This window comes from Arthrobacter sp. NPDC058192, from assembly GCF_042883665.1.
GTDB lineage: Bacteria > Actinomycetota > Actinomycetes > Actinomycetales > Micrococcaceae > Arthrobacter.
Genome location: NZ_JBHVVJ010000029.1, coordinates 1 through 24,012, shown reverse-complemented (window position 1 = coordinate 24,012; position 24,012 = coordinate 1). Strand labels below are relative to the sequence as shown.

The window sequence follows — 24,012 nt, the reverse complement described above, 5'->3', positions numbered from 1 at the left end:
GTGATCCGCAGGGTCACGAAGTTCCGCGAGGGGCTGGTCACGAAGACTTCAGCGGCAATGATTTTCACAACAGGTCCTTCTCTTAGGTTTCGGGGTCTATTCCACGGTGGGATGGGACACGGTGGTCGGGGAGGCCTGGAGGGCGTGCGGCCGGGGCAGCGGTCGCCTCTCAGCGCTGGGTGGTTCCGCTCGGCGTGGTGCCGAGGAGTGCCAGCTCCGCACGAACGGGCAGGCCCTCCCAGTCCCCCGCGGTGCTGACGGCGAAGGCTCCCGCCAGGGCGCCGCGCTGCAGGCGGCCGGCGACGTCTTCGCCGTCGAGCAGGGCCGAAAGGTAGCCGGCGGTGAAGGCGTCCCCGGCGCCGACGGTATCGATGCTGGTCACCGTCACGGCGGGTTCATCCCAGCGTCCGCCCGCGGTGTGGGCGGTGGCGCCGGCGGCGCCGCGCTTGACCACGACTTCACGGACCCCGCGGCCAAGGAGCTCCGCCGCCATGGCCTCCTCACGGCCGGCGAGGCCAGGCGCAGTGGTGCCAGCGCCCCCGGCGCCGGCGGCAGGGGCGGGCTCGCCTGCCACGAGGTCGAGCTCGTCGTCCGAGGCAATTACGATGCTGGCGTGCCGGACCAGCGGCATCAGCACGGCACGTGCTTGCTCCCGGGACCAGAGCTTGCCGCGGTAGTTGACGTCCAGGGAGACTTCCATTCCTTCTGCGGCGGCCCGCTCTGCCGCGTACTCCACGGCTTTCTGGGCGTCGGGGCTGAGGGCGGCAGTGATTCCGGTCAGGTGCAGGATCCGGGCGCCGGCCGTCAAGGCGCGGTCCAGGTCCTCCCGGCTGAGGGTGGACCCGGCGGAGCCGGCGCGGTAGTAGAAGGCCCGGGCGACGTCGGCCGTGCGTTGCTCGAGGAACATCACTCCGGTGGCCCGGGCGGTGTCAATCCTGTGGCACACCCCGATTCCCTCGGCGCGCAGCTGCCGCAGGATGAACTCGCCATGCGGATCGGCGCCGAGCACCCCGGCCCAGGTGACGCTGTGCCCGAGCCGGGCGACCCCCACGGCCACGTTCGATTCGGCCCCGGCCACGTGCATGCCCAAAGCGCCTCCGGCCGACAGTGGACCTGCTGACCGCAAAGAGACCATGGACTCTCCCACGGTCAGAACGTCAACCGCCCGGGGGGCCGGAACGGGGCCCGTGGCGGCCGTCACCGCGAGGTCTCCGCGCGCTGGCGGCCGAATTCGGCGGCCAGGGCCACGAAATCGCGGGCCCGTTCCCGCATCGGGGCGAGGTCGCCGCCGGAGCCGGCATCGCCGAACAGCGGCCCGCCGAGCCCGACGGCGATGGCGCCGGCTTCCCAGTAGCCCGCGGCCTCGCCGAGCCCGACGCCGCCGACGGCGATGAACGGGATTCCGGGGAAGGGATCACGCAGCGCCTTGAGGTAGCCCGGCCCGCCGGCCGAGGCGGGGAACAGCTTGACGGCGGTGGCGCCGCGGTTCATGGCGTCGTGGGCCTCGCTGGGCGTGAATGCCCCGGCGAGCACGGGGATGCCCCGGCGCGCCGATGCGGCGATCGACTCCGCCAGCGCGGGTGTCACGATGAATTGGCCGCCGGCGTCGGCGACGTCGTCTACGTCCTGCACCGTCAGGACCGTCCCCGCGCCCACGAAGCAGCCCGCGGGGGCTGCTGCGCGGACCGCACGGATCGCCTCGAGTGCATCCGGGGTGGTCAGCGCGATTTCGACGAAGCGGAAGCCCTCCGCCATCGCCGCAAGCGCGGCCTTCGCGGCGGCGGCGCCGTCTGTGCCTCGCACGATCGCCACCAGCCGGGTCTCACGGATCCCGGCCAGCAGGAGTTCGGGGGTCAGGGTGTTGGCCATGTGGGGGTTCTCCTTCGTCGGGGCGAACAGGTTCGGGTTCACGCTGCTGGTGCTCACCACTCGGCGAAGGCACCGTCGGGGTGCCGCCAGACGGGACCCCGCCAGGCATGCCCGCGCTTGTCAGCGGCGCGGACCGCGGCCTCATCGATCTCAATGCCGAGGCCTGGTCCGGTGAGCCTTTCGATGTGCCCGTCCACGAACTTCAGCGGGGACTTGTCCACCACGTAGTCCAGGACTTCGGCACCCTGGTTGTAGTGGATCCCGATGCTTTGCTCCTGGATCAGGAAGTTGGGCGTCGCGAAGCCCACCTGCAGGCAGGCGGCCAGGGCCAGCGGGCCCAGCGGGCAGTGCGGAGCCAGTTGGACCTCGTAGATTTCGGCCAGGGAGGCGATTTTGCGGACCTCGGTGATGCCGCCGGCATGGGAGAGGTCCGGCTGGGCCACGGCGATGCCGGCCTGCAGCGCGGGCAGGAATTCCTGCCGGCTGTAGAGCCGCTCGCCGGTGGAGACCGGCGTCGTGGTGGACGAGGTGAAGTCGCGCAGCAGGTGCGTGTTTTCCGGCACCACGGGTTCCTCGAGGAAGAACGGCCGGTACGGTTCCAGCAGCGGGGCGACGCGGCGGGCGTTGGCGAGGCTGAAGCGGCCGTGGAAGTCGACGGCGACGTCGCGGTGGTCCCCGAGGACCTCCCGTGCGGCAGCGACCCGGCGGACGACGCCGTCGAGCTCCGCCACTGAGGCGATGGGGCTCATCCGGCCGCTGGCGTTCATCTTGACGGCCGTGAGCCCGACCTCGAGCTGCGCGCTGATCTGGTCGGCCACCTCGTTGGGCTCGTCCCCGCCCACCCAGCCGTACATCCGGATGCGGTCCCGGACATGGCCGCCCAGGAGCTGGTGGACCGGGGTGTTGAAGTGTTTGCCGGCGATATCCCAGAGGGCCTGGTCCAGCCCGGAGACGGCGCTGGCCAGGATGGGGCCACCGCGGTAGAACGAGCCCTTGGTCATGACCTGCCAGTGGTCCTCGATCCGCAGGGCGTCGTTGCCGATGAGCAGCTCGGAGAGCTGGTCGACGGCGGTGCGGACCGTTTCGCTGCGTCCCTCGCAACTGGCCTCGCCCCAGCCGACGATCCCGCTGTCCGTCTCGATCCGGACGAAAAGCCAGCGCGGCGCGACGAGGAAGGTTTCAATTTTGCTGATGAGTGTCATGTACTGCCTAGCCTTTGGTCGCGCCGGCCGTCATGCCGGAGACGATGTACTTCTGCGTGAAGAGCGCAATGATCATGATCGGGATGGTGACCACCGTGGCGGCCGCCATGAGTCCGCCCCAGTCGATGCTGGCGTAGGAGACGAAGTCGAAGATCGCGACGGGCAGGGTCTTGGTCTTGGAGCCGGAGAGCACCAGGGCGAACATGAAGTTGTTCCACGAGAAGATGAAGGACAGGATGCCGGCGGTGGCCATGCCGGCGACAGAGAGCGGCAGGGTGATGCGACGGAAGGCGCCGATCGGGGTGAGGCCGTCCACCTGGGCCGATTCCTCCAGCTCCAGGGGCAGGGAATCGAAGTAGCTCATCATGATGTAGACGATCAGCGGCAGGGCGACAAACATGTGGCTGAGGATCAGCACCTCGAAGCCGCCGACCATCTTCAGGTTCGAGAAGACGTAGTACCAGGGCACCAGCAGGGAGACACCCGGGATGACGCGGGCCATCAGGACCACGAGGGCCGAGCGGTGCATCGTGAAGCGGCTCATGGCGTACGCGGCCGGCACCCCGAGGACCAGCGACAGGGCCGTGGAGACGAAGGCCACCCAGAAGCTGTTGAAGATGAAGACGAAGTAGTTGTTCCGCTGGAGCACGTTGGCGTAGTTCTCGAACGTGGGGGTGAAGAGGAACGACTTGCCGGTGTCGTAGATGTCCACGTTGGTCTTGAGGGAGGCGAGCAGCATCCAGAACAGCGGGGCGATCAGGAACAGCACCACGGCCACCAGGGCGGCGACGCGGAACACCTTGTAGGCGCGGGTCCCGAGGGGTTTCCGCCGGCGCCTGGCCTGCTGCGGCACGGCGGCGGCGGTGCGGGATTCGGTGTTTTCTGCGTTTTCCGTGTTTTCAGACAGTACGGTCATTTGCTTACCGCTTTCTTGCGCATGGTCAGCAGCCACATGGTGCCGATGATGATCATGAAGAACAGGATCAGCACCGCGGAAGACAGCCCGTACTGGTTGTAGTCAAAGCTCAGGCCGTAGGCGTAGACATTGAGCGTCTCCACCTCGTGGAAGGAGCCGCCGCCCTTGCCCTTCGTGGCGTAGAGGATGTCGAAGGTCTTCAGGGCGTCGATGCCCCGGAGCAGGATGGCCACGATCACGGTCGGCATCATGAGCGGAAGCGTGATGAAGAAGAAGCGCTGGAAGGCGTTGGCGCCGTCCATCCGGGCTGCCTCGTCGGGTTCCTCGGACAGGGAGGTCAGGCCGGCGAGCAGGATCAGCACCACCATGGGGGTCCACTGCCAGACGTCCATGAAGATCGTGGTGCCCAGCGCCGTGTCCTGGCCGGAGAGCCACGGCTGCGGCGGGATGCCGACCATGCCAAGGAGCTGGTTGACGAAGCCGATGTTGGGGTCGAAGATGAGCCGCCACATCATGCCGACGGCCACCGGGGTGGCAACCAGCGGCAGCAGGATGGCCACGCGGACCCACTTTTCGCCGCGGAACGGGCGCCACAGGAGCAGGGCGATGCCCATGCCGAGAATCACTTCACAGGCCAGGGCGACGCCGGTGAAGGACAGGGTGCGCCCGACGGCAGGCCAGAAGCGCTCGACGTCGGAAAGGACGGTGAGGTAGTTCTGCAGCCCGACGAACTCGGACGCGGCCCGGACGGACCCCTGGGAATCGGTGAGGCTCAGGTACAGGGTCCAGGCCAGGGGGAAGACGATCAGGACGCCGACAAAGACCATTGCGGGGGCCGCGAAGAGCCATTTGCGGTGCCGGTTGGCCCAGCCGGAAAATTTCTCGGGGGCGCCGGGAGTGCGGCCGGCCCGCCGGGATGGAGCGCTGCGGGGAGGGGTCAAAACAGACATGGTTCACCTAAAGAGTTGGGGGTGAAGTGAAGAGCAGGCCGCGGCGGGACGGCAACGGATTGCCGTCCCGCCGGGCTGTGTAGTGCAGCTGGCGCGTAGCGCGCCGGCGCACTACTTCTTTTCGGTGTCCAGGAACTTCTGGAAGGCGTCCTGCGCCGTATCGGCAGCGGCCGAAGCGTCGGCGCCGGTGATGGTGGCCACGATCGGGCCGCCCACGATTTCGCGGGCCTTGCCCACCGTGATGACCTGAGGACGGTCGTGGCCCACGCCGGCCTTGGCACTGGCCGCGATGGCCGCCGCCAGGTCCTTCGGGTAGGTGGAGGTTCCGGCCGGGTCGGCCCAGACCGAGGCGCGCGGACCGGGGACGCCGGCTTTCTGCGCTTCCAGCGTGCGTTCCTTGCTGGTGGCCCACTGGATGAACTTCCAGGCGTTGTCCTGGTTGCTGGAGGCCTGGTTGACGGCCAGACCCCACGACGGGATGTTGTACGGCTTGGACCCCGCCGGTCCGGCCGGCAGCTCGGCGAAGCCGACGGTGTCAGCGACCTTGGACTTGGCCGGGTCGGTGGCGTTCTTGTAGAGCGAGTCGGCCTCGGTGTAGAACGCGGCCTTGCCCTGGGTGAAGATGGCCATCGCCTCGGGCCAGCTCATGTCGGTGCTGACGTTCTTGGGGCCGTAGTTCTTGATCAGGCCACCGTAAAACGCGTAAGCCTTTTTAGCGGCGTCGCTGTTGACCGCGGATTTGCCGCTGGCATCGGTGAAGTCGCCGCCGAAGCTGTACAGGAAGCTGGAGAACTGGGTAACGGCAGCCGACTTGCCGGTGCGGGCCACGAAGCCGGCGGTATCCGGGTTGGAGGCGGCAATCTTCTTGGCGGCGGCCTCGAGCTCGTCCATGGTCTTGGGGACCTGGACGCCGGCGGCCTTCAGCAGGTCCTTGCGGTAGTAGAGGACTTCGCGCTCGGTGATGATCGGGACGCCGACAACTTTGCCGTCAGCAGTGGTGGCCTTGACGGGGCCTTCCTGGTAGTCCTTCCAGTCCCAGTTCGCGTCCTGGGAAACCTTGGACGTCAGGTCGGCGAGGTAGCCGTTCTTGGCGAAGGCCTTCCCCTCCTGGAGCGGACGGTACATCATGACGTCGATCTCGTCGCTGCCGGCGTTGAGCTTGACGTTGTACTGGTCCGAGAGCTGGTCCTCGCCGAGCTGGGTGAGCTCGACCTTGAGGCCGCTGGCCTTCTCGAATTCCGGGATTGCCGCCTTGATTCCCTCGGTCCACACGTGGTTGGCGAGGGTGACGCGAACGGTTCCGCCCGCCTTGGCATCGCTGCCGCCGGCACCGCAGGCGGTAAGCCCCAGCGACAGGGCTGCGGCAACTGCCGCATACTTCGCAATTGAACGTCGCTTCATTACGACTTCCTTTGATTTTCAGGGCTGGCGGATACCGCCAGCCGACTGCAAATGCATCTTTACATCTGCTTTGGTAGCGATCTTAGAGAAATAAAACATACTTAAACAAGCCCTTGCACCCACGAGTATGATTTATTCATGAAAACCCCAAAGGCGGAGTCCTCATCTGACCTGCATTCTTTGCTGGTCCAGAACCTGGGACTTGCCATTGCCGAGGGGACCTTGGCGCCGCACTCGATCTTGCGCCTGGATGAGCTGGAGGACCGGCACCATGTTTCCCGGTCCGTGGTGCGGGAAGCCACACGGGTGCTTTCCTCCAAGGGCATGCTGGAATCGCGGCGCCGGCTGGGCACCGTGGTGCAGCCGGAAGAATCGTGGAACGCCTACGACCCTCAGGTCATCCGCTGGCGGCTGGCATCCTCCCGACGGCTAGAGCAGTTGCGGACGCTGAATGAACTGCGCGGCGCGATCGAGCCGCAGGCCGCCCGCCTGGCCGCCGAGCGCGCGTCGTGGGACGCCGGCAGCGATCTGGTCTCGCAGGCCGCGCGGATGTGGGCGGCGGGCCAGCGCGGCGACCGGGCCGAGTTCCTCAGACTGGACATCGAGTTCCATGCCGCGGTGCTTCGGGCCTCCGGGAACGGGATGTTCTCCCAGCTGAACAGCCTGGTCACGGAGGTGCTGACCGGGCGTACCGAGCACGGTCTGATGCCGCACTTGCCGCACCACGAGGCCCTGCAGCTGCACGTGGATGTGGCCAGCGCGATCCAGCGCGGTGAGGGGGATGCGGCGCATGCCGCCATGAGCAGGATCGTGGAGCAGTCCACGGAGGAAATGGGCGACATCTGGTCCAGCAACCATGCTGACGGGCAGGCGCCCGGCACCGAACGCGGGGTCACCTAGCGCCTGATGAGGGCCCTCGGGGGCTAGAAGTCACCGGCGTTGCCTGGCTTAGCGGCCGCCCTCAAGCTTGCGGCTGCGCTGCTCCTGGGCCATCGGCCCGTAAGGATAGACACCGACGCGCGGCTGGCTGACCTCGGTCAGCCGGCCGGCCTCCTCCGCGGTGAGCCGGAGGTCCGCCGCCGCGAGGTTGTCCGCGAGCTGTTCGACGCTCCGGGCCCCGAGGATCACCGAGGTGACCGCCGGCCGGTCCGCCAGCCAGGCCAGCGCCACCTGGGACGGGCTCACGCCGTGCCGCCCCGCAGTTGCCTCCACCTCATCGATCACGTCCCAGGTGCGCGGGTCGGCGTTCCGGGCCTCCCACGCCTCCATCCCCCGTTTGGGATTTTCGCCCAGCCGGGTGGCCCCGGCGGGCGCCTGGTCGCGCTTGTACTTGCCGGACAGCCAGCCGCCGCCCAGCGGCGACCATGGCAGCAAGCCGATGCCGGCGTCGAGCGAGGCGGGCACAATCTCGGACTCGATCTCGCGGACCAGCAGGCTGTACTGCGGCTGCAGCGTCACCGGCGCACTCCAGCCGTGGGCCTTGGCCACATGGACCGCCTTGGTCAGCTGCCAGCCGAGGAAGTTGGAGAAGCCGTAGTAGGCAATCTTGCCGCTGGCCACGGCGTCGTGCAGGAATCGCAGGGTCTCCTCCAGGGGAGTGACCGGGTCCCACGCGTGCAACTGGTAGAGGTCGATCTGGTCCACGCCCAGCCGGCGCAGCGATTCATCCAGCGCCCGGGCCAGGTGGCGCCGGGAGGTCCCGACGTCGTTGGGGGCCTGGCCCATCGGAAAACGGCCCTTGGTGGCCACGATGGCCCGGTCACGGAGGTCCGCCCGGTCGGCAAGCCACCGGCCGATGATCTCCTCCGACACCCCGGTGCTGTAGACGTCGGCGGTGTCAATGAAGTTGCCGCCTGCCGCGAAGTAGTCATCCAGAATGGCGCGGGACTGCTCCTCGGTGGCCTCGGCGCCAAACGTCATGGTGCCCAGCGCATAGTTGGAGACGACGGCGCCGCTGCTGCCCAGGGTGCGGTATTGCATGGAACTCCTCAGTGGTGGTTGCTTCAGTCTTCGGTCGGGGTTGTCCGGTTCGAGTGGTAGTTCCGCCAACTGTGCTCGGGCGCGTAGCCGAGGAGCCGTTTGGCCTTGTCAATCGAGAGCATAGTCTCATGCTCGCCCAGCTCCTTGACCACTTTGACACCAGGGAAGACCTCGGCCGCCAGGTCTGCGCTGGAACGGCTCATCACGGTGTCCGCGTTGGCGATGACGAACGCCTCGAATCCGGGCCGGCCGTCCTCCAGGGCGCGGGCCACGGCCTGGGCGCCGTCGCGCCCGTCAATGTAGGCCCACAGGTTCCATTTGCGCAGCCTCGGGTCATGGTCGAAGGAGGGAAACTCCTCATAGTCCTCCGGGTCCATCACGTTAGAGAACCGCAGGCCAGTGATGCTGAGTTCCGGGTCCCATCGGGTCAGCTGGATGGCCATCTGCTCCTCAAGGTGTTTGACCAGGGAGTAGGTGCTCTCCGGCCGCGCCGGGTATTCCTCATCGACGGGGATGTAGGGGGGATCGACGTCGAACGGCAGCCCCAGCACGGTCTCGCTGGAGGCATAGACAATCTTCTTGATCCCGGCCCGGCGGGCGGCCTGGAACACGTTGTAGGTGGCCTGCATGTTGTTCTCGAACGTGGCGGCATCGGGAGCAAGCCCCGGGGCAGGAATGGCGGCCAGGTGGACCACCGCGTCAAAGCCGGCGTGGCGGTCCTCGAGGCCCAGAAAGACATCCAGCACCTGGCCGTAGTTACGCAGGTCCACCTCCGCGAACCCGGGGCCGCGTGCGCCCGCCCGGTCTAGGTTGGTCACCGCGTGGCCGTCCTCCCGCAACCGCCGGACGACGTTGCGCCCCAGCTTTCCGCTTCCTCCGGTAACAGCAACTTTCATCAGGAACTCCTCGGGTGGCAGGGTGTTGGTCACTTCGGGCGCCGGGTCGGGCGGACAGTCCGGCCCCGGCAGCGGCCGTTCCACCACCCTAAGGCGAGCCGGGCGGGGTGCCCAGCCCGTGGCCGCCGCCGCGCCGCCCGCATGACCTTCGACCCTACGCAGTCCCGGGGGCAGCGGGCAGGCTGGGGTTCATGGACGGTGACCAGCGCTCCCCCGTGACGACAGGATGACCGACAGGATGACCCACGCGGGGGCGGTGCCGGCAGCGCGTCCGGCCACGCGGGCTGTTGCGGCGCTGGCTGCGGCGGCGGCCGGTGCCGCTTACGTCCTGGCTGTCCGGCCGCGGCTGCTGCGCTGGGGAGCCACCACCCAGGAGGTCGCTGGCCCGCTTCCCGGGGACGAGATCGTACCCGCCCCGCGCATGCAAAGCACCCGCGCCGTCACGATTAAGGCTCCGGTGTCAGACGTGTGGCCGTGGCTTGTCCAGCTGGGCGCCGGACGTGGCGGCATGTACTCCTACGACTGGCTCGAGAACGCTGTGGGTCTCGGCACCCACAGCACTGCCAGGATCCTTCCCGCGCTGCAGCATCTCAGGGTCGGCGACGTCGTCCCGCTCTCCCGCGACGGCGGACTGGAGGTCCGGGTTCTTGAGTCCGGGTCCGTGCTGGCTCTGGGCGGCACCCTCGATTTGCGCACGGGACGGATGTCGCCGGCCGGGTCGCCTCCGGCAGGGCCGCGGCTGGACATCGGGTGGACGTTTGTGGTGCGGCCGGCGGGCCCCCGCGCCACCAGGCTCGTGTCCCGGACCCGGTATGACTATTCGCCGGTGGCCGCCGGACCGGCCTTCCGGGCGCTGCTGGAACCGGTCCAGTTCCTGATGGAGCGGCGCATGCTCTTAGGGCTCCGGTCCCGGGCCCAACACCAAGGGCGGCCGCAAGGGCGCCGGAGCTAGGCGTCCGCCGCCCGGAGGGCCGGCAGGCTCTTACTGCCTTGGCCGTTCCGGCTGCTCCGACGGCTCCGGCTGTTCCGGCAGTTCAGGCCGCTCCGGCGCCAGAAGGTAATCGACAAACCAGTCCCTCGCAAGGATGGCCGCCGCCGCCAAGGTGCCGGGTTCCTCAAACAAATGCGTCGCCCCCTGGACGACGGCGAGCTGGTTGGGGCAGCGCATCATGGTTTTCGCCCTGCGGTTGAGCTCCAGGACCTCCCGGTCCAGGCTTCCGACAATCAGTAGCGTGGGCGCAGTGACCGCGGACAACCGCGGACCGGCGAGATCGGGGCGGCCGCCGCGCGACACCACAGCGGCGGTCCGTGCCGACGGCTCTGACGCCGCCCACAGCGCTGCCCCGGCGCCCGTGCTGGCACCGAAGTAACCCACGGTGGAGGACGCCAGTTCCGCCCGGGTTCCCAGCCAGTCCGTGGCCGAGGAAAGCCTGCGTGCCAGGAGCTCGATGTCAAAAACGTTGGCGCGGTTTCGTTCCTCCGCGGGAGTCAGCAGGTCCAGCAGCAGCGTACCGAGACCCGCCTGCTGCAGGACCCCGGCCACGTAACGGTTCCGGGGGCTGTGGCGGCTGCTGCCGCTGCCGTGGGCGAACAGCACCACGGCCCGGGCCGGCACCGGCAGGTGGAGTTGGGCCTGGAGCCGCACGCCGCGGGACGGGATGTCCACTTCCTCGTCGACGTCAGCGGCGTTTACCGCGCGGGTCGCGGACGACGTCGGGAACGGTGGCAAAACTGTCTGCACGCGTTTGGCTGCGAGATCGAGCAGGCGCACCACTTCGTCGTCGTCAGTCGGCGAGAAGTCCCGGTAGTGGTAGCCGACGGCGGTGAACTGGCGCGGCGTCGCGAGGCAGACCACTTCATCGGGTTCGCTCAGGTCGGCAAGGGTCTCGGCCGGGGCAACCGGAACAGCCAGGACCACCCGTGCCGCCCCCTGTTTGCGGGCGATGCGGCAGGCCACTCGGGCCGTGGAGCCGGTGGCGATCCCGTCGTCAACGATCACGGCAACGCGTCCCGTCAGATCGAGCCGGGTGCGGCCCTTCCGGAACAGGACCATCCGGTTTTCCAGCACGGCACGCTCGTACTCTGCCACGGCCAGCAACTCTTCACCGCTGACCCGCGAATGGGCCAGCACCTGCTCGTCCAAGACTTTGACGCCGCCTTCACCGATCGCCCCCATGGCGAGCTCGGGCTGGTACGGAAGCCCGAGCTTGCGCACCACGATCACGTCCAAGGGAGCGTCCAGTGCTGCGGCGACCTCAAAGGCCACGGGGACGCCGCCGCGCGGGAGGCCCAGGACCACCACGTCCTGCCCCCGCAGTTCCGCGAGGCGCCTGCCGAGCTGCCTTCCGGCGTCGACCCTGTCTTTAAAAATGCTCATGGGTTATGGCTTTCAAGTCGAAAAGTCGGCCCTCGGACCATCAGTCCCGCGCACGTGAGACTCGTGCGTTCCTACAGGCTCCGCGAGCCCGAAAGGACCAGGTGGGCCGCTCCCTTCTACTATCCGCCCGGCGCCTGCGCCCGGTGAGGGACTTTGGGCCTGATTATGCCGCGGCGGCACCGGGCCGGCCGGTGGCGGCACCCCGGCGGGAAGCCCCGGGAGCGGATGTTGTATATACTCTCCCGGTACGGTTTTGCAGCAAGCCGTTGGATTGTTCTTCGATCCGGCCGGCCGCTGCCGTACCGCCAATTGCCGCGGATGGGAGCCGCCGCCGGGTCGTCTTGACCTGAGCGAAACGGCACAACGGATCAGTGGGCAACGAGTCACCGGCATATTCGATAAACCAGCACCTGCAGGAAAGGGTGCTCAGCAGCTCTGACGTCGAGGAGTTCCTCGGCGAGCTCGCCCGTGTCTCGGCGCGAAGCCTGTCCGAGCCTGACGACGAGATCCTGTGCGGCATCACGCTCCTGCGGCAGAGGAAGGCAGCCACCGTCGCCAGCAGCAGCCCCGCGGCCCAGGCCATGGACGAACTCCAGTACGCCTACGGCGACGGCCCCTGCATGACGGCTTCACGGGAGCAGGAGCCGGTCTACGTCGAAGACCTTGCAAGCGACGGGCGCTGGCCGCAGTACGCCGCAGCGGTCCGCGGGCACGGATTCCGGTCCATTCTGGCGCTGCCGTTCCTGCTGGGAAATGACACACGGGAAAGCGACACGCGCGCCGCGCTGAACCTGTATTCGCACCGGCCGGGCCGGTTCGATGACCGCGCCACAGAGCTGGCGCGGGACTTCGTCAGCCAGACGTCCATGGCCCTGCGGCTGGCGGTCCATTTCGCCGAGAGCAGCGAGACGACCGCCCATCTCAAGGCCACCCTGGAAACGCGCACCGGGATCGATGTCGCCGTTGGCATCATCATGGCGCAGAACCGCTGCAGCCAGGACGAGGCGTTCGAGCTCCTGAAGTCCGCGTCCAGTGCACGGAACATCAAGCTCCACGTCGTCGCGGCAGGGATCGTCGAATCACTCGGCCAGGGACCCGCCCGGACCCACTTCGACGCCTAACGTCGGCACCTAACGTCGGGCCGGCCCCGCGCCGCCGGGCGGGCCCGGCCGGCCCGCCCTACGCGACCTCGGCGCCGACATTCACCAGCCAGTCCACGCCGAACTTGTCCTTGCACATGCCGAAGATGTCGCCCCAGGGCGCCCTCTCCAGCGGCATGGCGACGGTGCCGCCGTCGGCCAGCTTGTCGAAGTAGCCGCGGAGCTCAGCTTCGTCGGACCCGCTCAGGGATACGGAGAAGTTGTTGCCGGGGGTGAAGTCCATGCTGTTGGGCGTGTCCGCACCCATGAGCACCATGCCGCCGTCGGTCCTGAGCTGGGCATGCATGATCTTGTCCTGCTCTGCCGGGTCTTCACTGGCGTGGTACTCCGCGAAAGTGCTCATGTTCAGCTCCCCGCCGAACACCGAGTGGTAGAACGTCATGGCGTCCTTGGCATTGTCGCGGAAGCCGAGGTAGGGATTGAGCGTAGTCATGCGGGACTCCTTGCTGCTGGCGTCGGCCGGAACGGCAGCGACGGCGGTGCACGTTGACACCGCATATCCTGCCCCAAAACAGACTGGAGGGGTAGGCTGCCGGCCGAAAACGGGACGGCGGCGGCCAGCGGCGGTGTGCACCGCCGTCGGCCGCCGCCGTGGCGGGGGGCTACAGTCCCTTAGGGCGTCTGGCCTGCGTGCTCGCCCTCGGCAATTTCCTCAATGACTTTGGCATTGAAGGCCGGAAGGTCGTCCGGGTTACGGCTCGTCACCAGGCCCTGGTCCACGACGACTTCCTCATCGGTCCAGTTTGCACCGGCGTTCTTGAGGTCCGTCCGGAGGGTGTGGTACGAGGTTAGGTTCCTGCCGCCGACCACGTCAGTGTCGATAAGCAGCCACGGGCCGTGACAGATCGAGGCGACCGGCTTGTGCTGCTCGAAGAACGCCCGGGTGAACGCCTGGGCGTCCTTATCCACCCGTAGGTGGTCGGCGTTGACAACGCCGCCCGGGATGACCAAAGCATGGAAGTCGCCGGCGTCAGCCTGCGCCACGGGGAGGTCGACGGCGAACGTCTCGCCTTTTTCAGTGCCGTTGTAGCCCTGCACCTTGCCCGTCGCCGGCGAAACGAGGATAGGTTCGCCGCCCGCTTCCTTCACGGCGTTCCACGGGCTTGTCAGTTCAACTTGCTCCACGCCGTCAGTCAACAGGAATGCGACCTTCTTGCCTGCAATTGTTTGCTCTGCCATGTGTCCTCCTTGCGTCGAAGGCGCGCACCCGCGCAACGTTCAGCGCCTCGCGGGTGCGGCGCGCAGACTGGAATGCCTAACAAGTACCACTCTAGGAATCCGCAAAATAATAAGCAAGCTGATGATAGTTGCGTCGTGGGGTACGGCCGCGGGTGACGGCCCGGGCCGGCACATGACTGGCCGCATAGCCGGCCCCTTGCTGGGAGAATAGGGGCATGGAAGTCGCTTTGGGGCTGCTGGCGCTCGTCGCGGTGGTGTGTGCCGTCAGCGCACTGGGCCACAAGATCAATGCCTCCGTTCCCCTGCTACTGGTGCTGGTCGGCGTCGTGGGTTCCTTCCTCCCGTTCGTGCCTACGATCGAGCTGAACCCGGAAGTCGTGCTCGTGGGCCTGCTGCCGCCGCTGCTCTACGCGGCAGCCCTGCAGACTTCGCTGTTCGATTTCGGTTCTAATCGGCGCGCCATAGGGCTGCTTTCGGTGGGCTACGTCATTTTCGGCACCGTCTGCATCGGATTTGTGGTCTTCTGGCTTTTTCCCGAGATCCCGTTGCCGGCCGCGATGGCCTTAGGCGCCGTCGTCGCGCCGCCGGACGCCGTCGCGGCAACCGCCATTGCACGAAAAGTGGGCATGCCGCGCAGGATTGTCACCATCCTCGAGGGCGAATCCCTTGTCAACGACGCCACGGCGCTGGTCTGCCTGCGCGCGGCCATCGCCGCCATCGCCGGGACGGTGTCCGCCGCGGCGATCGCGGGCGGTTTCCTCCTAGCGGCCGGCGGAGGCCTGGTGGTGGGCATTGCCGCGGCGTTCGTGCTCACGGCCCTGCGCAAACGGATCCGCAACGTGGCCATCAATACTTCCACCTCGCTGATAGCGCCGCTCGTGGCCTACCTCCCCGCGGAAGCAATCCACGCCTCCGGTGTCCTGGCGGTGGTGGTCACCGGCCTCATCATGGGCACCAAGGCGCCGTCGATGCCGAACGGCGCGGCGCGCCTGAGCCAGCGCAGCAACTGGCACACAGTCCAGTTCCTGCTGGAAAATTCCGTCTTCCTCCTGATCGGGCTGCAGGTCCGGACGATCATCGACGGCGTCCAGGACGACTCGTTGGGTCCCGAGCGGATCTGGCTCGGCTGCGTTGTGGTGCTCCTGGCTGTGCTGGTCCTGCGCCCAATCTGGGTTGTTCCCGCCACATACCTGCCCCGGCTCATTCCTGCGATCCAGCGCAAGGATCCAGCGCCGCCCTGGCAGTATGCCGCCATCGTCTCCTGGGCGGGCATGCGCGGCGTGGTGACGCTTGCCGCGGCCCTGGTTCTGCCGGCAGATCTGGAGCACCGGCCGGTCCTCATTCTGATGGCTCTGGTGGTGGTGGGCGGCACCCTGACCCTGCAGGGCTTGACGCTCCCGGCCCTGGTCCGGCGGCTAGCCCTCAGGGGGCCGGATCCGCGCGAGGACGCGCTCAACCAGGCTTCGCTCATGCAAATGGCCACTGCGGCGGGTGTGGCCCGGCTCCAGGAACTGCGCACGGACGCCGACCCGCCGGAAGTCGTGGCGATGCTGAAGCGGCGCACGCAGGAGCGCGGACTGGCCGCATGGGAGCGGCTGGGCCGTCCGACCGCGGAGGCCGCCACCCCCAGCCAGCGCTACGCCCAGCTCCGGCTGGCCATGCTAGACGCCGAGCGCGCCAAAGTCCTCGAGCTGCGGCGGGGGGGCCAATACGCGCACGAAGTACTGGTCGAGGTCCTGGACCGGCTGGACGTCGAGGAGTCAATGCTGGACGCCTCGCTGGAGGAAGCGGACGCTGAGGGCGTTGGCGGCGGCCGCGAGGGGATCGCCCGGCCCGGCGGGGTTTGCCCCCATCTGGAGTCCGCACCGGATCCGGCCGTCCCGCCGGATCCCTCCTGCCTGGCGTGCGAGCGGGAGGGGACGACGACGGTGCACCTGCGGATGTGCCTGGAGTGCGGGAACGTGGCCTGCTGCGATTCCTCGCCGGGAACCCATGCCTTCCGGCACTTCCAGGCCAGCGGCCACCCGGTGATGCGCAGCGTCGAGCCGGACGAGGACTGGCGCTGGTGCTACAGGGACGAGCTCCTGGGCTGAAGGCTCCGTGCCGCGGCGCGCTACTGTTCAGGGAGCTTTCCCCTCCGTAGGCTGGAAACGGACCCAGGAGGGGCTTGGTACCGTGAGGGACCTGGACCCACGCCGCCATCGGACGAGAAGAGGACACTGTGGACAACCAAGACATTCTGGAGCGCATCAAGGCACTGGTGGAGGAAGAACACGGCCTCCGCGAAGGCTCAACCCGGCCAGGCGGCGCCGGAGCCGGAGGACCGGACGTTCTCCGGCTGCAGCAGCTCGAGGAGCAACTTGATCAGTGCTGGGACCTGCTTCGCCAGCGGCGCGCCAAAAAGGACTACGGCGAGAACCCCGACGAGGCGGAAGTACGGCCGGTCGGGGAGGTCGAGGGCTACCAAAGCTAGCCTTCGCCCTGGCTTGGGCCACAACCTGAGCGGAGGACTCGAGGGGGAAGGACCTGAGGGGCAGGACGCCCGTGAAGATCGCGATGCTGGGCGACGTCATGCTGGGCCGGCTGGTGAACAGCCACCTGGCCACGGCCCACCCGGCCTATCCCTGGGGTGACACCCTGGAGCTCCTCCGGCAGGCGGATGTGCGCTTCGCCAACCTCGAGTGCGTCCTGGCCTCGGGCGGGGAGCCGGAGCCCGGCAAGATCTTCCATTTCCGCTCGGACCTGAAGAACGTGGCCAGCCTTCTCGCCGCCGGGATCGACGTCGTCTCCCTCGCCAATAACCACGTCCTGGATTACGGCACAGCGGCGTTCCGGGAAATGCTCCCGGCGCTTGACGGCCACGGCATCCTGCACGCCGGGGCCGGACTCAACCTGAACGCGGCGCGTCGGCCAGTGGTGCGGCGGGTGGGCGCCGCCGTCGTCGGTTTCATTGCGTTCACCGACAACCAGCCCGACTGGGAGGCGGCCGACACGGCCCCAGGGATCTACTACGTTCCCGTGCACGGCGACGGCCAGCGCAGGGCGGCACTCCTGGACCTCGTCCGGCGGACCAAGGCACGGGTCCAGTTCCTCGTCGTGTCGGCCCACTGGGGAGGCAACTGGGGCTCCGAGGCCCCGGCCCGGCACCAGGACCTCGCGAGGGACCTCATCGAGGCCGGAGCCGACGTCGTGTTCGGCCACTCCCCGCACATCTTCCGCGGAGTGGGGGTCCACCGGCACCGTCCAGTCATCTACAGTGCCGGGGACTTCGTTGATGACTATGCGGTGGACCCCGTCGAACGCAATGACCGGTCGTTCCTTTTCATGCTCGACGCCGAAGGCAGCGAGCCGCGCACGCTGCGGCTGTATCCCACCGTCATCGCCGACTTTCAGGCCCGCCTGGCCCAACGGCCGGCGTTCGAAATTGCCGCCCGGATGGGGCAGCTGAGCAGGCAGCTGGGCACGCCAAGTGACTGGAACGCGTCCGGCCGTTGCCTGGAAATCCCCCTCCACTGACCCCGCTCCGCTCTGACTCCAGAGTGACGCGGCAGCGACCCCGTAGTAAAAATGAGTCCTCCGGCGCCTCTAGCTGACGGTACCTCGGCGGCGTATTCTGGGCACAAAATCCTGAGATTTGATAGCTGGGCGACAATGGCAGCGAAGCAGCGCTTGGTATCCCGATTGGCCGCAAACATGGGCAGCTTGATCGGGTTCGTTGTGTTGAGCGCACTGTGCGGCCTGCTGGCCGCTGCGCTTGTGGTTCCCGGGGTTGCTGCAGCTGGCGTTTCCGTCAGCAGGTCGATCACCTTCTTCAACAACCTTCCGTCCGACTTTTCAGTTGAAACGCCGTCGCTGTCCACGAGGGTAATGACCTCGGATGGCCAGCAAATCGCCTCGTTTTACACCGAGAACCGGGCCAAGGTGCGGCTCGATCAGATGTCCCCGTTCATCAAGGACGCCATTGTTTCAATCGAGGACAACCGCTTCTACGAGCACGCCGGCGTGGATCTCCGCGGGATCATGCGGGCACTGACGCACAACCTGACCCAGAGCGACGGCCGGCAGGGTGCCTCGACGCTGACCCAGCAGTACGTTGCCAATGTGCTCAACGAGGAGAAGACGTCGCAGGATGGCGACCTGGTGCCCTTCACGGTTGAGAAGAACCTGGGCGACAAGCTGCGGGAGATGAAACTCGCCATCGAACTGGAGAAGCGCTACACCAAGGACCAGATCCTCGAAGGCTATCTCAATCTCGTGTTCTTCAACCGGGACGCCTATGGCATCGAAGCCGCTGCCCGGCACTTCTTCAGCACCTCCGCCAAGAAGCTGACGCTGCCGCAGGCCGCGCTGCTCGCCGGGCTGGTCAACGGTCCCAGCATCTACGATCCCGTCCGGCAGCCGGCGAACGCAGTGGCGCGGCGTAATCAGGTGCTGGACAGCATGCTCAAAGAAGGCAAAATCACCCCCGCACAGCACGACGCCGCGGCAGCCGCCCGCCTGGACCTGGCCATCAGCCCGGGAAAGCAGGGCTGCGCGGCCGCGGACATGGCCCCCTACTTCTGCGACTACATTTCCCATCTGATCCTCAACAACCCCGCTTACGGCGCGGACGCCGCCACCCGGGAGAGGAAGCTGTACCGCGGCGGCCTGACCATCACCACCACCCTCGACAGCCGGCTGCAGGTTGTCGCGCAGGACCAAGTGAATGCTACCGCCGGAGCCAACCCGGACAAGTGGGGCGCGTCCCTGGTCTCCATCCAGCCGGGCACCGGCAGGATCCTGGCCATGGCACAAAATACGGTGTTCGTTCCCCAGCGGGGGAAATTCAACACCCAGTTGAACTTCAACGTCGATGCCAAGGACGCCGGCGGCAACGACCTGAACGGCGCCGGCGGATTCCAGCCGGGATCGACGATGAAGCCGTTCACGTTCACCGAGTGGCTCAATGAGGGCAAACCCTTGAACGCGGAGGTGGACGCGTCCCGGCGGACGTATCCGCTGGGGTTCCGGTGGCGGTCCAGCTGCGGCAAAGTGCTGGGCGCCTACAGCACGCAGCAGAGGATCGCCGGGCTGGGCGCTGCGGACGACCTCCAGAACAACGACGCCGGCTATTACCGCCGCATGCCCGTCAACTACGGGCTGTACAACTCCATCAACACGGCAACCTTCGCCGAAGCCGCCCAGCTGGACTTTTGCGGCATCCAAAACGTGGTGGATTCCGTGGGACTTCACAGCGGGTTGGACAATGCTCGGGTGAACATGCACCAGCTCGGCAATCTGCTCGGTGCTATCGGGGTTGCGCCGCTGGTTCTGGCCAACGCCTTCGCCACCTTCGCCAACGACGGCACCTACTGCACGCCCATCGCCATCGTGGGCGTTACGGATGCGACCGGGAAGAAGCTTCCGGCACAGGCCAGGGACTGCCGCAGCGCCATCAAGCCCGAGGTCGCCCGGGGGGTGAACGCTGTGCTGCAGGACGTGCTGAAACACGGTTCGGGCGTTTACATCAATCCCAAGGTCCAGAGCCGGTTCCCCGTTGCTGCCAAGACAGGGACCTCCAACACCAACGGCTCCACCTGGGTGGTCGGCTACACCACCGGAATCGCGACCGCGTCCTACTTCGGCGACACGCTCGAAGGCCAGAAGCGGTCCGGCCAGAACGTCACCATCAACGGCAAGTTCTATAAGGCCGTTGATGGCTACATGCTGGCCGGACCGCAGTGGGCGAAATACATGATGGCAGTGGCGGGGCACTATCCGGCCGCTCGCTTCACCCCGCCGCCGAAGAACATGACCAAGGGGTCAGGCAGGCGCCCGGGACCCGGCCGCTGACGCGCGTCCCGGAAATAGGCGGCCCGCGTCCGCAAGAGATTTCGTTTACATTTTGGAAACATGCCGGTCACGCGATCTTCACACCGCTGACATTCCTGTAACGCGCCCGCAACTTTTCTCCCCATTGCCGGAAACATGGCTCCGCGAGGATTAAATCCGGATCGGGGGGCCGGCGGCGACGTGTCCCGGTACGGAAACTGACGAGAAGGGACGCCGGTGGAACTCACTGCTGGAAGCGTCTGGATGATAGTGTCGGCGGCGCTCGTTCTGCTGATGACCCCGGCCTTAGGCCTCTTTTACGGCGGCATGACCCGGGCCAAGGCCTCGCTGAACATGATGATGATGAGCTTCGTCTCCATCGGCCTCGTCGGCGTCGTGTGGGTCCTCTGGGGCTACTCGATGAGCACCGGCCAAGGCGTGCTGGGCGTGTTTGGGAACCCGTTCGCCAACTTCGGACTCAGCAACCTGATCGGCTCGCCGGACCTCATCAAGGCCGGCTACAGCGCCACTTTTGCCATCCTCACCGTGGCCCTGATCAGCGGCGCCATTGCGGACCGGGCAAAATTCACGTCCTGGGCCGTCTTCGTCCCGGCCTGGATCACCCTCGTCTACTGCCCGCTGGCCTTCATGGTCTGGGGAGGCGGCCTCATGAGCGCCGGCGGTGCCGTCAGCTCCGTCTTCGGCCAGGTCATCGACTTCGCGGGAGGCACCGTGGTTGAGATCGCGTCCGGAACCGCGGCACTCGTGCTGGTCCTGATCCTGGGCAACCGACACGGCTTCGGCAAGGACCCCGGCCACCGCCCGCACAACATCCCCTTAATCATGCTCGGCGCAGGCATCCTCTGGTTCGGTTGGTTCGGCTTCAACGCCGGCGCCGCCGCCACGGTGGAGCAGGCCGGCCTGATCTGGGTGAACACCATGGCGGCACCTGCCGCGGCCATCATCAGCTGGCTGGTCATGGAGAAGGTCCGCCACGGCCACCCCACCTCCTTGGGTGCCGCGTCCGGCGCCGTCGCCGGCCTCGTGGCGATCACGCCGTCGTGCGCCAACATCAGCCCGCTCGCCGCCCTGGGCCTGGGCTTGGTAGCCGGCGCCGCCTGCGCCGTGTTCGTGGACCTGAAGGTCAAGTTCGGCTTCGACGACTCCCTCGACGTCGTCGGCGTCCACCTCGGCGCGGGCCTGATCGGCACCCTAGCGCTTGGCTTCATCGCCCTCCCGGTGGACGGCGCCGGCGGCGGCCTGTTCTATGGCGGCGGGCTCCACCAGCTGATCGCGCAGATCGTGGCGGTGCTCATCACGGTGGCAGTGTCCGGTCTCGGCACAGCGGTGATCGGACTCACCATCCACAAGACGCTCGGGTTCCGCGTCAGCCATGAAGACGAACTGGCGGGAGTCGACCTGACCCAGCACGCCGAGACCGCCTACGCCTTTGCCGAACTCGGTGTCAGCCGGTTCAATCCGTTCGGCCACCATGTCGCGGCGACCGCCGTGCACCAGGCGATGGCTGGCCATGCTGCTTCGCGTGCAGGCGACGACAAGCCGGAAGCCTCACCTGTATCCGCACGGGAACCCGCGAGGCAAGACAGCCTCGTCTGAGGCAGCCGCTGCGGCCCAATGCAGCGGCGACAAGTTTTTCCAAAGGCCTCGTGTGTTACGCGGCCGGGGCCTAAGATGTTGGGCGGGGGGCACTCGAATTAGCGAACTCGCTTAATGGGAGGCCACGATGTTCAGCCAAGCCAGCCGCAAGGCGTCAAAATCGCAGCTAACATCGGTTGCGCCGGTCCTGCGTAGACACCGCCGCAGCGGCGTTCCCAGACCGGATAGCCTCCGGCTCCGGCCCGCCCTGGCTGCACTTGGGGCCTTTGCCCTGGTCATCGGCGGCGGCTTGGTCACCGCTGCTCCCTCCACCGCGGCCGTCGCGGCACAAAACTACATTGTGGTGCTCAAGGACGGGGTCGCGGATCCCGCAGCCGCGGCGGCAGCGCAGCAAAGTGCCTACGGATTCACGGCCTCGAAGGTCTACCGCAATGCCGTGAACGGCTACTCGGCCACCCTGACGTCAGCCCAGGCGCATCGCCTTCAGGCCGACCCCAACGTCGACTTCGTCACCGCGGGCCGAACGTTCCAGCAACCGCGGGAGCTTGGGGCCGCGGCCAGCCAGCAGACGCCGTTGTGGCGGGCACGGATCGCCGGAACGAGCTCGAACGTCCGCAGGGCCATCGATAACGGGCCGGACCGGATCAATGTGAACGTCGCAGTGATCGACAGCGGCATCGATGCCACCCATCCGGACCTGAACGTCAAGGGCGGTGTTGACTGCAAGTCCGGCACGCCCGTGACCGTGAAACCGGTGGACGTTCTGGGGCACGGGACCTTTGTGGCCGGTGTGATCGGTGCCCGGGACAACGGCTTCGGGGTCGTGGGGACCGCCCCTGGCACGCCGCTGTGGTCCGTCCGCGTGGTTGACGACGCCGGCCTCATCTCCGAGCAGAGCCTGATCTGCGCAATCGACTGGGTCACCTCGACGCACAAGGACGACGACGAGACCAATGACATCGCCGTGGCCAACATCAGCATCGCCGGCGGCGGCACCGATACCCCGAACTGCGGCAAGGGCACGGACCCGATGCACTACGCCATCTGCCGCTCGGTCCGGGCCGGCGTCACCTACGCTGTTGCGGCCGGCAACGCCGGCGAGGACTTCGCCAACACCGTCCCTGCCACCTACGACCAAGTGCTAACCGCCACTGCGATGGGCGACTTTGACGGAAAGGCCGGCGGACTGGCCGCCCCTGACTGCGGTACTCAGGACTTTTCGAAGTACGGCCAAAAGGATGACCAGCCGGCGTTCTTCTCCAACTTCGCCACCACACATGACGACAGAGCCCACACCGTGTCCGGCCCCGGAGTGTGCATGGTTTCCACCGTGCCTGGCGGCTACGGCGTGAACCATGGCACCAGCTTCGCCAGCCCGGCCGTGGCGGGATCCGTGGCCCTGTGCATCAGCCAGGACGCCTGCACGGGTTCGGCGAAGGCCGTCATGGAGGAGTACCTGCACCTGACGTCCGGGTACTCGGAGCGGCACAACGACTACGGCTTCACCGGTGATCCCATCCATCCCATCGCGTCGCGGTACTACGGCTACCTGACGGAGACAGTGAGTTTCTGACCGTCCGGTTGAGAGGCCGGCTCTCCGCCGGCCTCACAACCGGAAGGTTCCGGGCGGCGCCGGCTGGGCGCAGCTCTGGTTCATCTTCTGGGGACTACTCGCCTATCTAGTACTCCCCCGGCTGCACCGAATACTGATCCGGCTGTATGTTCCGAATTACTTCATCGGCCGCGGGCGCACCAGTGACGGGTTGTTAGGCGATCCGGTCAATGTGGCCCTGCTGGGGACGCCCAAGCCGAAATGGGCCTCGCCGTCGCCACCGTAACGGTTCTGGTCTTTGCCTTGGTCGAAGTCCTGCTGGCCTGGTTCGTCTTCCTCGGACGGAACTGGGCCCGGACGGTGGCCATGTCGCTCAGCACGGCGGCCATCTGCCTGCAGGAGTTCGATGTCGTGAACGGCGGTCCGGACATCAGCCTGCGGTCCAATCTTCCCGGTTTGGCCCCGGACATCCTGCTGATTCTGGCGCTCTCCAGCAAACGGGCCCGCGACTACGCCTTGCGCCCGCACAAGGAGCCCAAGCGGGATTCCGGCCGGACCGGGGGGCCGGTCGCCGTACTGAACCGGGCGCGCCGGAAAGATCTTGACAGCCGCGAAGGAACGGGCGCTAGATAAAAAAGGCGCTGGAAAAATGCGGGCGGGTGGCAGTCGGGAGCGGGCTGTTCAGCACTCGATCCAGCACGATTTCACGTCAGGATGCTTCATCACGACTTTTCAGCACTACTTTTGGCAGAGGAGCGGACATGACCAAGGACTCACAGGCGACGGAGCGCACGCACAGCGAGACGCCCGCGGAAGGCGACGCCACGGACCTACCTTTCGTCGACCGGGCCCATTCCCAAGAGCCGGCAGAAGGTCCGGACACCGACGAAGAACCCGGCACATAGCGCGAATTCGCCGGAAACCTGCCCGGCCGCCGGAAGTTCCGGCGGGCGGGCTGGTTTCCGGCGAACTCAGCGGTCGGCGGCCCTCCCGCGACTAGTCGGCGGCGCTGGCGAGGGAGTCCTTCGCGGCGGCGGTGACGGCTTCGGCGGTGATGCCGAATTCCTGGAAGAGGCGTTTGTAGTCCGCGGACGCGCCGAAG

At 67.2% G+C, this 24,012-nt stretch carries 22 protein-coding genes; 11 read left to right on the top strand and 11 right to left on the bottom strand.

The features are described from left to right. Positions 1–169: 169 nt before the first annotated feature. The 6 genes from ACFVVK_RS20155 to ACFVVK_RS20130 form a co-directional block, all read right to left on the bottom strand. Positions 170–1,135: a sugar kinase gene (locus ACFVVK_RS20155; RefSeq protein ID WP_390271189.1), complete on the bottom strand. Its 966-nt coding sequence runs from the start codon at positions 1,133–1,135 to the stop codon at positions 170–172. A gap of 62 nt (positions 1,136–1,197) precedes the next feature. Further along, positions 1,198–1,869 carry a bifunctional 4-hydroxy-2-oxoglutarate aldolase/2-dehydro-3-deoxy-phosphogluconate aldolase gene (locus ACFVVK_RS20150; RefSeq protein WP_390271186.1) on the bottom strand — a complete coding sequence of 224 codons (672 nt, stop codon included), beginning with the start codon at positions 1,867–1,869 and terminating at the stop codon, positions 1,198–1,200. Positions 1,870–1,922: 53 nt separating this feature from the next. Continuing rightward, complete coding sequence (gene dgoD, locus ACFVVK_RS20145) at positions 1,923–3,071, bottom strand: galactonate dehydratase (protein WP_390271183.1); 1,149 nt, start codon at positions 3,069–3,071, stop codon at positions 1,923–1,925. A gap of 7 nt (positions 3,072–3,078) precedes the next feature. Next, positions 3,079–3,987, bottom strand: a complete 909-nt coding sequence (locus tag ACFVVK_RS20140; RefSeq protein ID WP_390271180.1) for a carbohydrate ABC transporter permease — start codon at positions 3,985–3,987, stop codon at positions 3,079–3,081. After that, positions 3,984–4,937, bottom strand: a complete 954-nt coding sequence (locus ACFVVK_RS20135) for a carbohydrate ABC transporter permease (RefSeq protein ID WP_390271177.1) — start codon at positions 4,935–4,937, stop codon at positions 3,984–3,986. Before ACFVVK_RS20135 ends, ACFVVK_RS20140 begins: the two co-directional genes overlap by 4 nt. 111 nt (positions 4,938–5,048) lie before the next feature. Continuing rightward, positions 5,049–6,338: an ABC transporter substrate-binding protein gene (locus ACFVVK_RS20130; protein ID WP_390271174.1), complete on the bottom strand. Its 1,290-nt coding sequence runs from the start codon at positions 6,336–6,338 to the stop codon at positions 5,049–5,051. A 138-nt stretch (positions 6,339–6,476) separates the two neighbouring features. On the opposite strand from ACFVVK_RS20130, the gene ACFVVK_RS20125 reads away from it, so the two are divergent. Then, the gene (locus ACFVVK_RS20125) at positions 6,477–7,238 is read left to right on the top strand and encodes a FadR/GntR family transcriptional regulator (protein ID WP_390271171.1); all 762 of its coding nucleotides are present in this window, start codon (positions 6,477–6,479) and stop codon (positions 7,236–7,238) included. Between the two features lie 48 nt (positions 7,239–7,286). Here ACFVVK_RS20125 and ACFVVK_RS20120 read toward each other — a convergent pair whose 3' ends face one another. After that, positions 7,287–8,318, bottom strand: a complete 1,032-nt coding sequence (locus tag ACFVVK_RS20120; protein ID WP_390271168.1) for an aldo/keto reductase — start codon at positions 8,316–8,318, stop codon at positions 7,287–7,289. Between the two features lie 23 nt (positions 8,319–8,341). Beyond that, complete coding sequence (locus tag ACFVVK_RS20115; protein ID WP_390271165.1) at positions 8,342–9,214, bottom strand: NAD-dependent epimerase/dehydratase family protein; 873 nt, start codon at positions 9,212–9,214, stop codon at positions 8,342–8,344. Positions 9,215–9,452: 238 nt separating this feature from the next. Here ACFVVK_RS20115 and ACFVVK_RS20110 point away from each other — a divergent pair, with 238 nt between their 5' ends. Next, positions 9,453–10,166, top strand: a complete 714-nt coding sequence (locus tag ACFVVK_RS20110; RefSeq protein ID WP_390271162.1) for an SRPBCC family protein — start codon at positions 9,453–9,455, stop codon at positions 10,164–10,166. Between the two features lie 30 nt (positions 10,167–10,196). Here ACFVVK_RS20110 and ACFVVK_RS20105 read toward each other — a convergent pair whose 3' ends face one another. Continuing rightward, positions 10,197–11,591, bottom strand: a complete 1,395-nt coding sequence (locus tag ACFVVK_RS20105; protein ID WP_390271160.1) for a phosphoribosyltransferase family protein — start codon at positions 11,589–11,591, stop codon at positions 10,197–10,199. Between the two features lie 371 nt (positions 11,592–11,962). On the opposite strand from ACFVVK_RS20105, the gene ACFVVK_RS20100 reads away from it, so the two are divergent. Beyond that, the gene (locus ACFVVK_RS20100; RefSeq protein ID WP_390271157.1) at positions 11,963–12,712 is read left to right on the top strand and encodes a GAF and ANTAR domain-containing protein; all 750 of its coding nucleotides are present in this window, start codon (positions 11,963–11,965) and stop codon (positions 12,710–12,712) included. A 58-nt stretch (positions 12,713–12,770) separates the two neighbouring features. Here the strand turns inward: ACFVVK_RS20100 and ACFVVK_RS20095 are convergent, their stop codons facing one another. After that, positions 12,771–13,184, bottom strand: coding sequence for a VOC family protein (locus ACFVVK_RS20095; protein ID WP_390271154.1), 414 nt, complete (start codon positions 13,182–13,184; stop codon positions 12,771–12,773). Between the two features lie 179 nt (positions 13,185–13,363). Continuing rightward, the gene (locus tag ACFVVK_RS20090) at positions 13,364–13,930 is read right to left on the bottom strand and encodes a type 1 glutamine amidotransferase domain-containing protein (protein ID WP_390271151.1); all 567 of its coding nucleotides are present in this window, start codon (positions 13,928–13,930) and stop codon (positions 13,364–13,366) included. Between the two features lie 215 nt (positions 13,931–14,145). Between ACFVVK_RS20090 and ACFVVK_RS20085 the strand changes: the two genes are divergently transcribed. The 8 genes from ACFVVK_RS20085 (at position 14,146) to ACFVVK_RS20050 (ending at position 23,815) form a co-directional block, all read left to right on the top strand. Continuing rightward, positions 14,146–16,023 carry a Na+/H+ antiporter gene (locus ACFVVK_RS20085; protein ID WP_390271148.1) on the top strand — a complete coding sequence of 626 codons (1,878 nt, stop codon included), beginning with the start codon at positions 14,146–14,148 and terminating at the stop codon, positions 16,021–16,023. A 128-nt stretch (positions 16,024–16,151) separates the two neighbouring features. Beyond that, positions 16,152–16,403, top strand: coding sequence for a DUF2630 family protein (locus ACFVVK_RS20080; RefSeq protein WP_390271145.1), 252 nt, complete (start codon positions 16,152–16,154; stop codon positions 16,401–16,403). A gap of 71 nt (positions 16,404–16,474) precedes the next feature. Next, entirely contained in the window at positions 16,475–17,446 is a 972-nt protein-coding gene (locus ACFVVK_RS20075) for a CapA family protein (protein WP_390271142.1), read from the top strand. A gap of 135 nt (positions 17,447–17,581) precedes the next feature. Further along, on the top strand, positions 17,582–19,762 hold the full coding sequence (locus ACFVVK_RS20070) for a transglycosylase domain-containing protein (RefSeq protein ID WP_390271139.1): 2,181 nt from the start codon (positions 17,582–17,584) through the stop codon (positions 19,760–19,762). Between the two features lie 216 nt (positions 19,763–19,978). Beyond that, a complete protein-coding gene (locus ACFVVK_RS20065) occupies positions 19,979–21,358 on the top strand; it encodes an ammonium transporter (RefSeq protein ID WP_390271136.1) in 1,380 nt (459 codons plus the stop codon). Positions 21,359–21,485: 127 nt separating this feature from the next. Then, on the top strand, positions 21,486–22,931 hold the full coding sequence (locus tag ACFVVK_RS20060) for a S8 family serine peptidase (protein ID WP_390271133.1): 1,446 nt from the start codon (positions 21,486–21,488) through the stop codon (positions 22,929–22,931). Between the two features lie 240 nt (positions 22,932–23,171). Continuing rightward, positions 23,172–23,543, top strand: a complete 372-nt coding sequence (locus ACFVVK_RS20055) for a hypothetical protein (protein ID WP_390271130.1) — start codon at positions 23,172–23,174, stop codon at positions 23,541–23,543. A 128-nt stretch (positions 23,544–23,671) separates the two neighbouring features. Next, complete coding sequence (locus ACFVVK_RS20050) at positions 23,672–23,815, top strand: hypothetical protein (RefSeq protein WP_390271128.1); 144 nt, start codon at positions 23,672–23,674, stop codon at positions 23,813–23,815. The last annotated feature ends 197 nt before the right edge of the window (positions 23,816–24,012 follow it).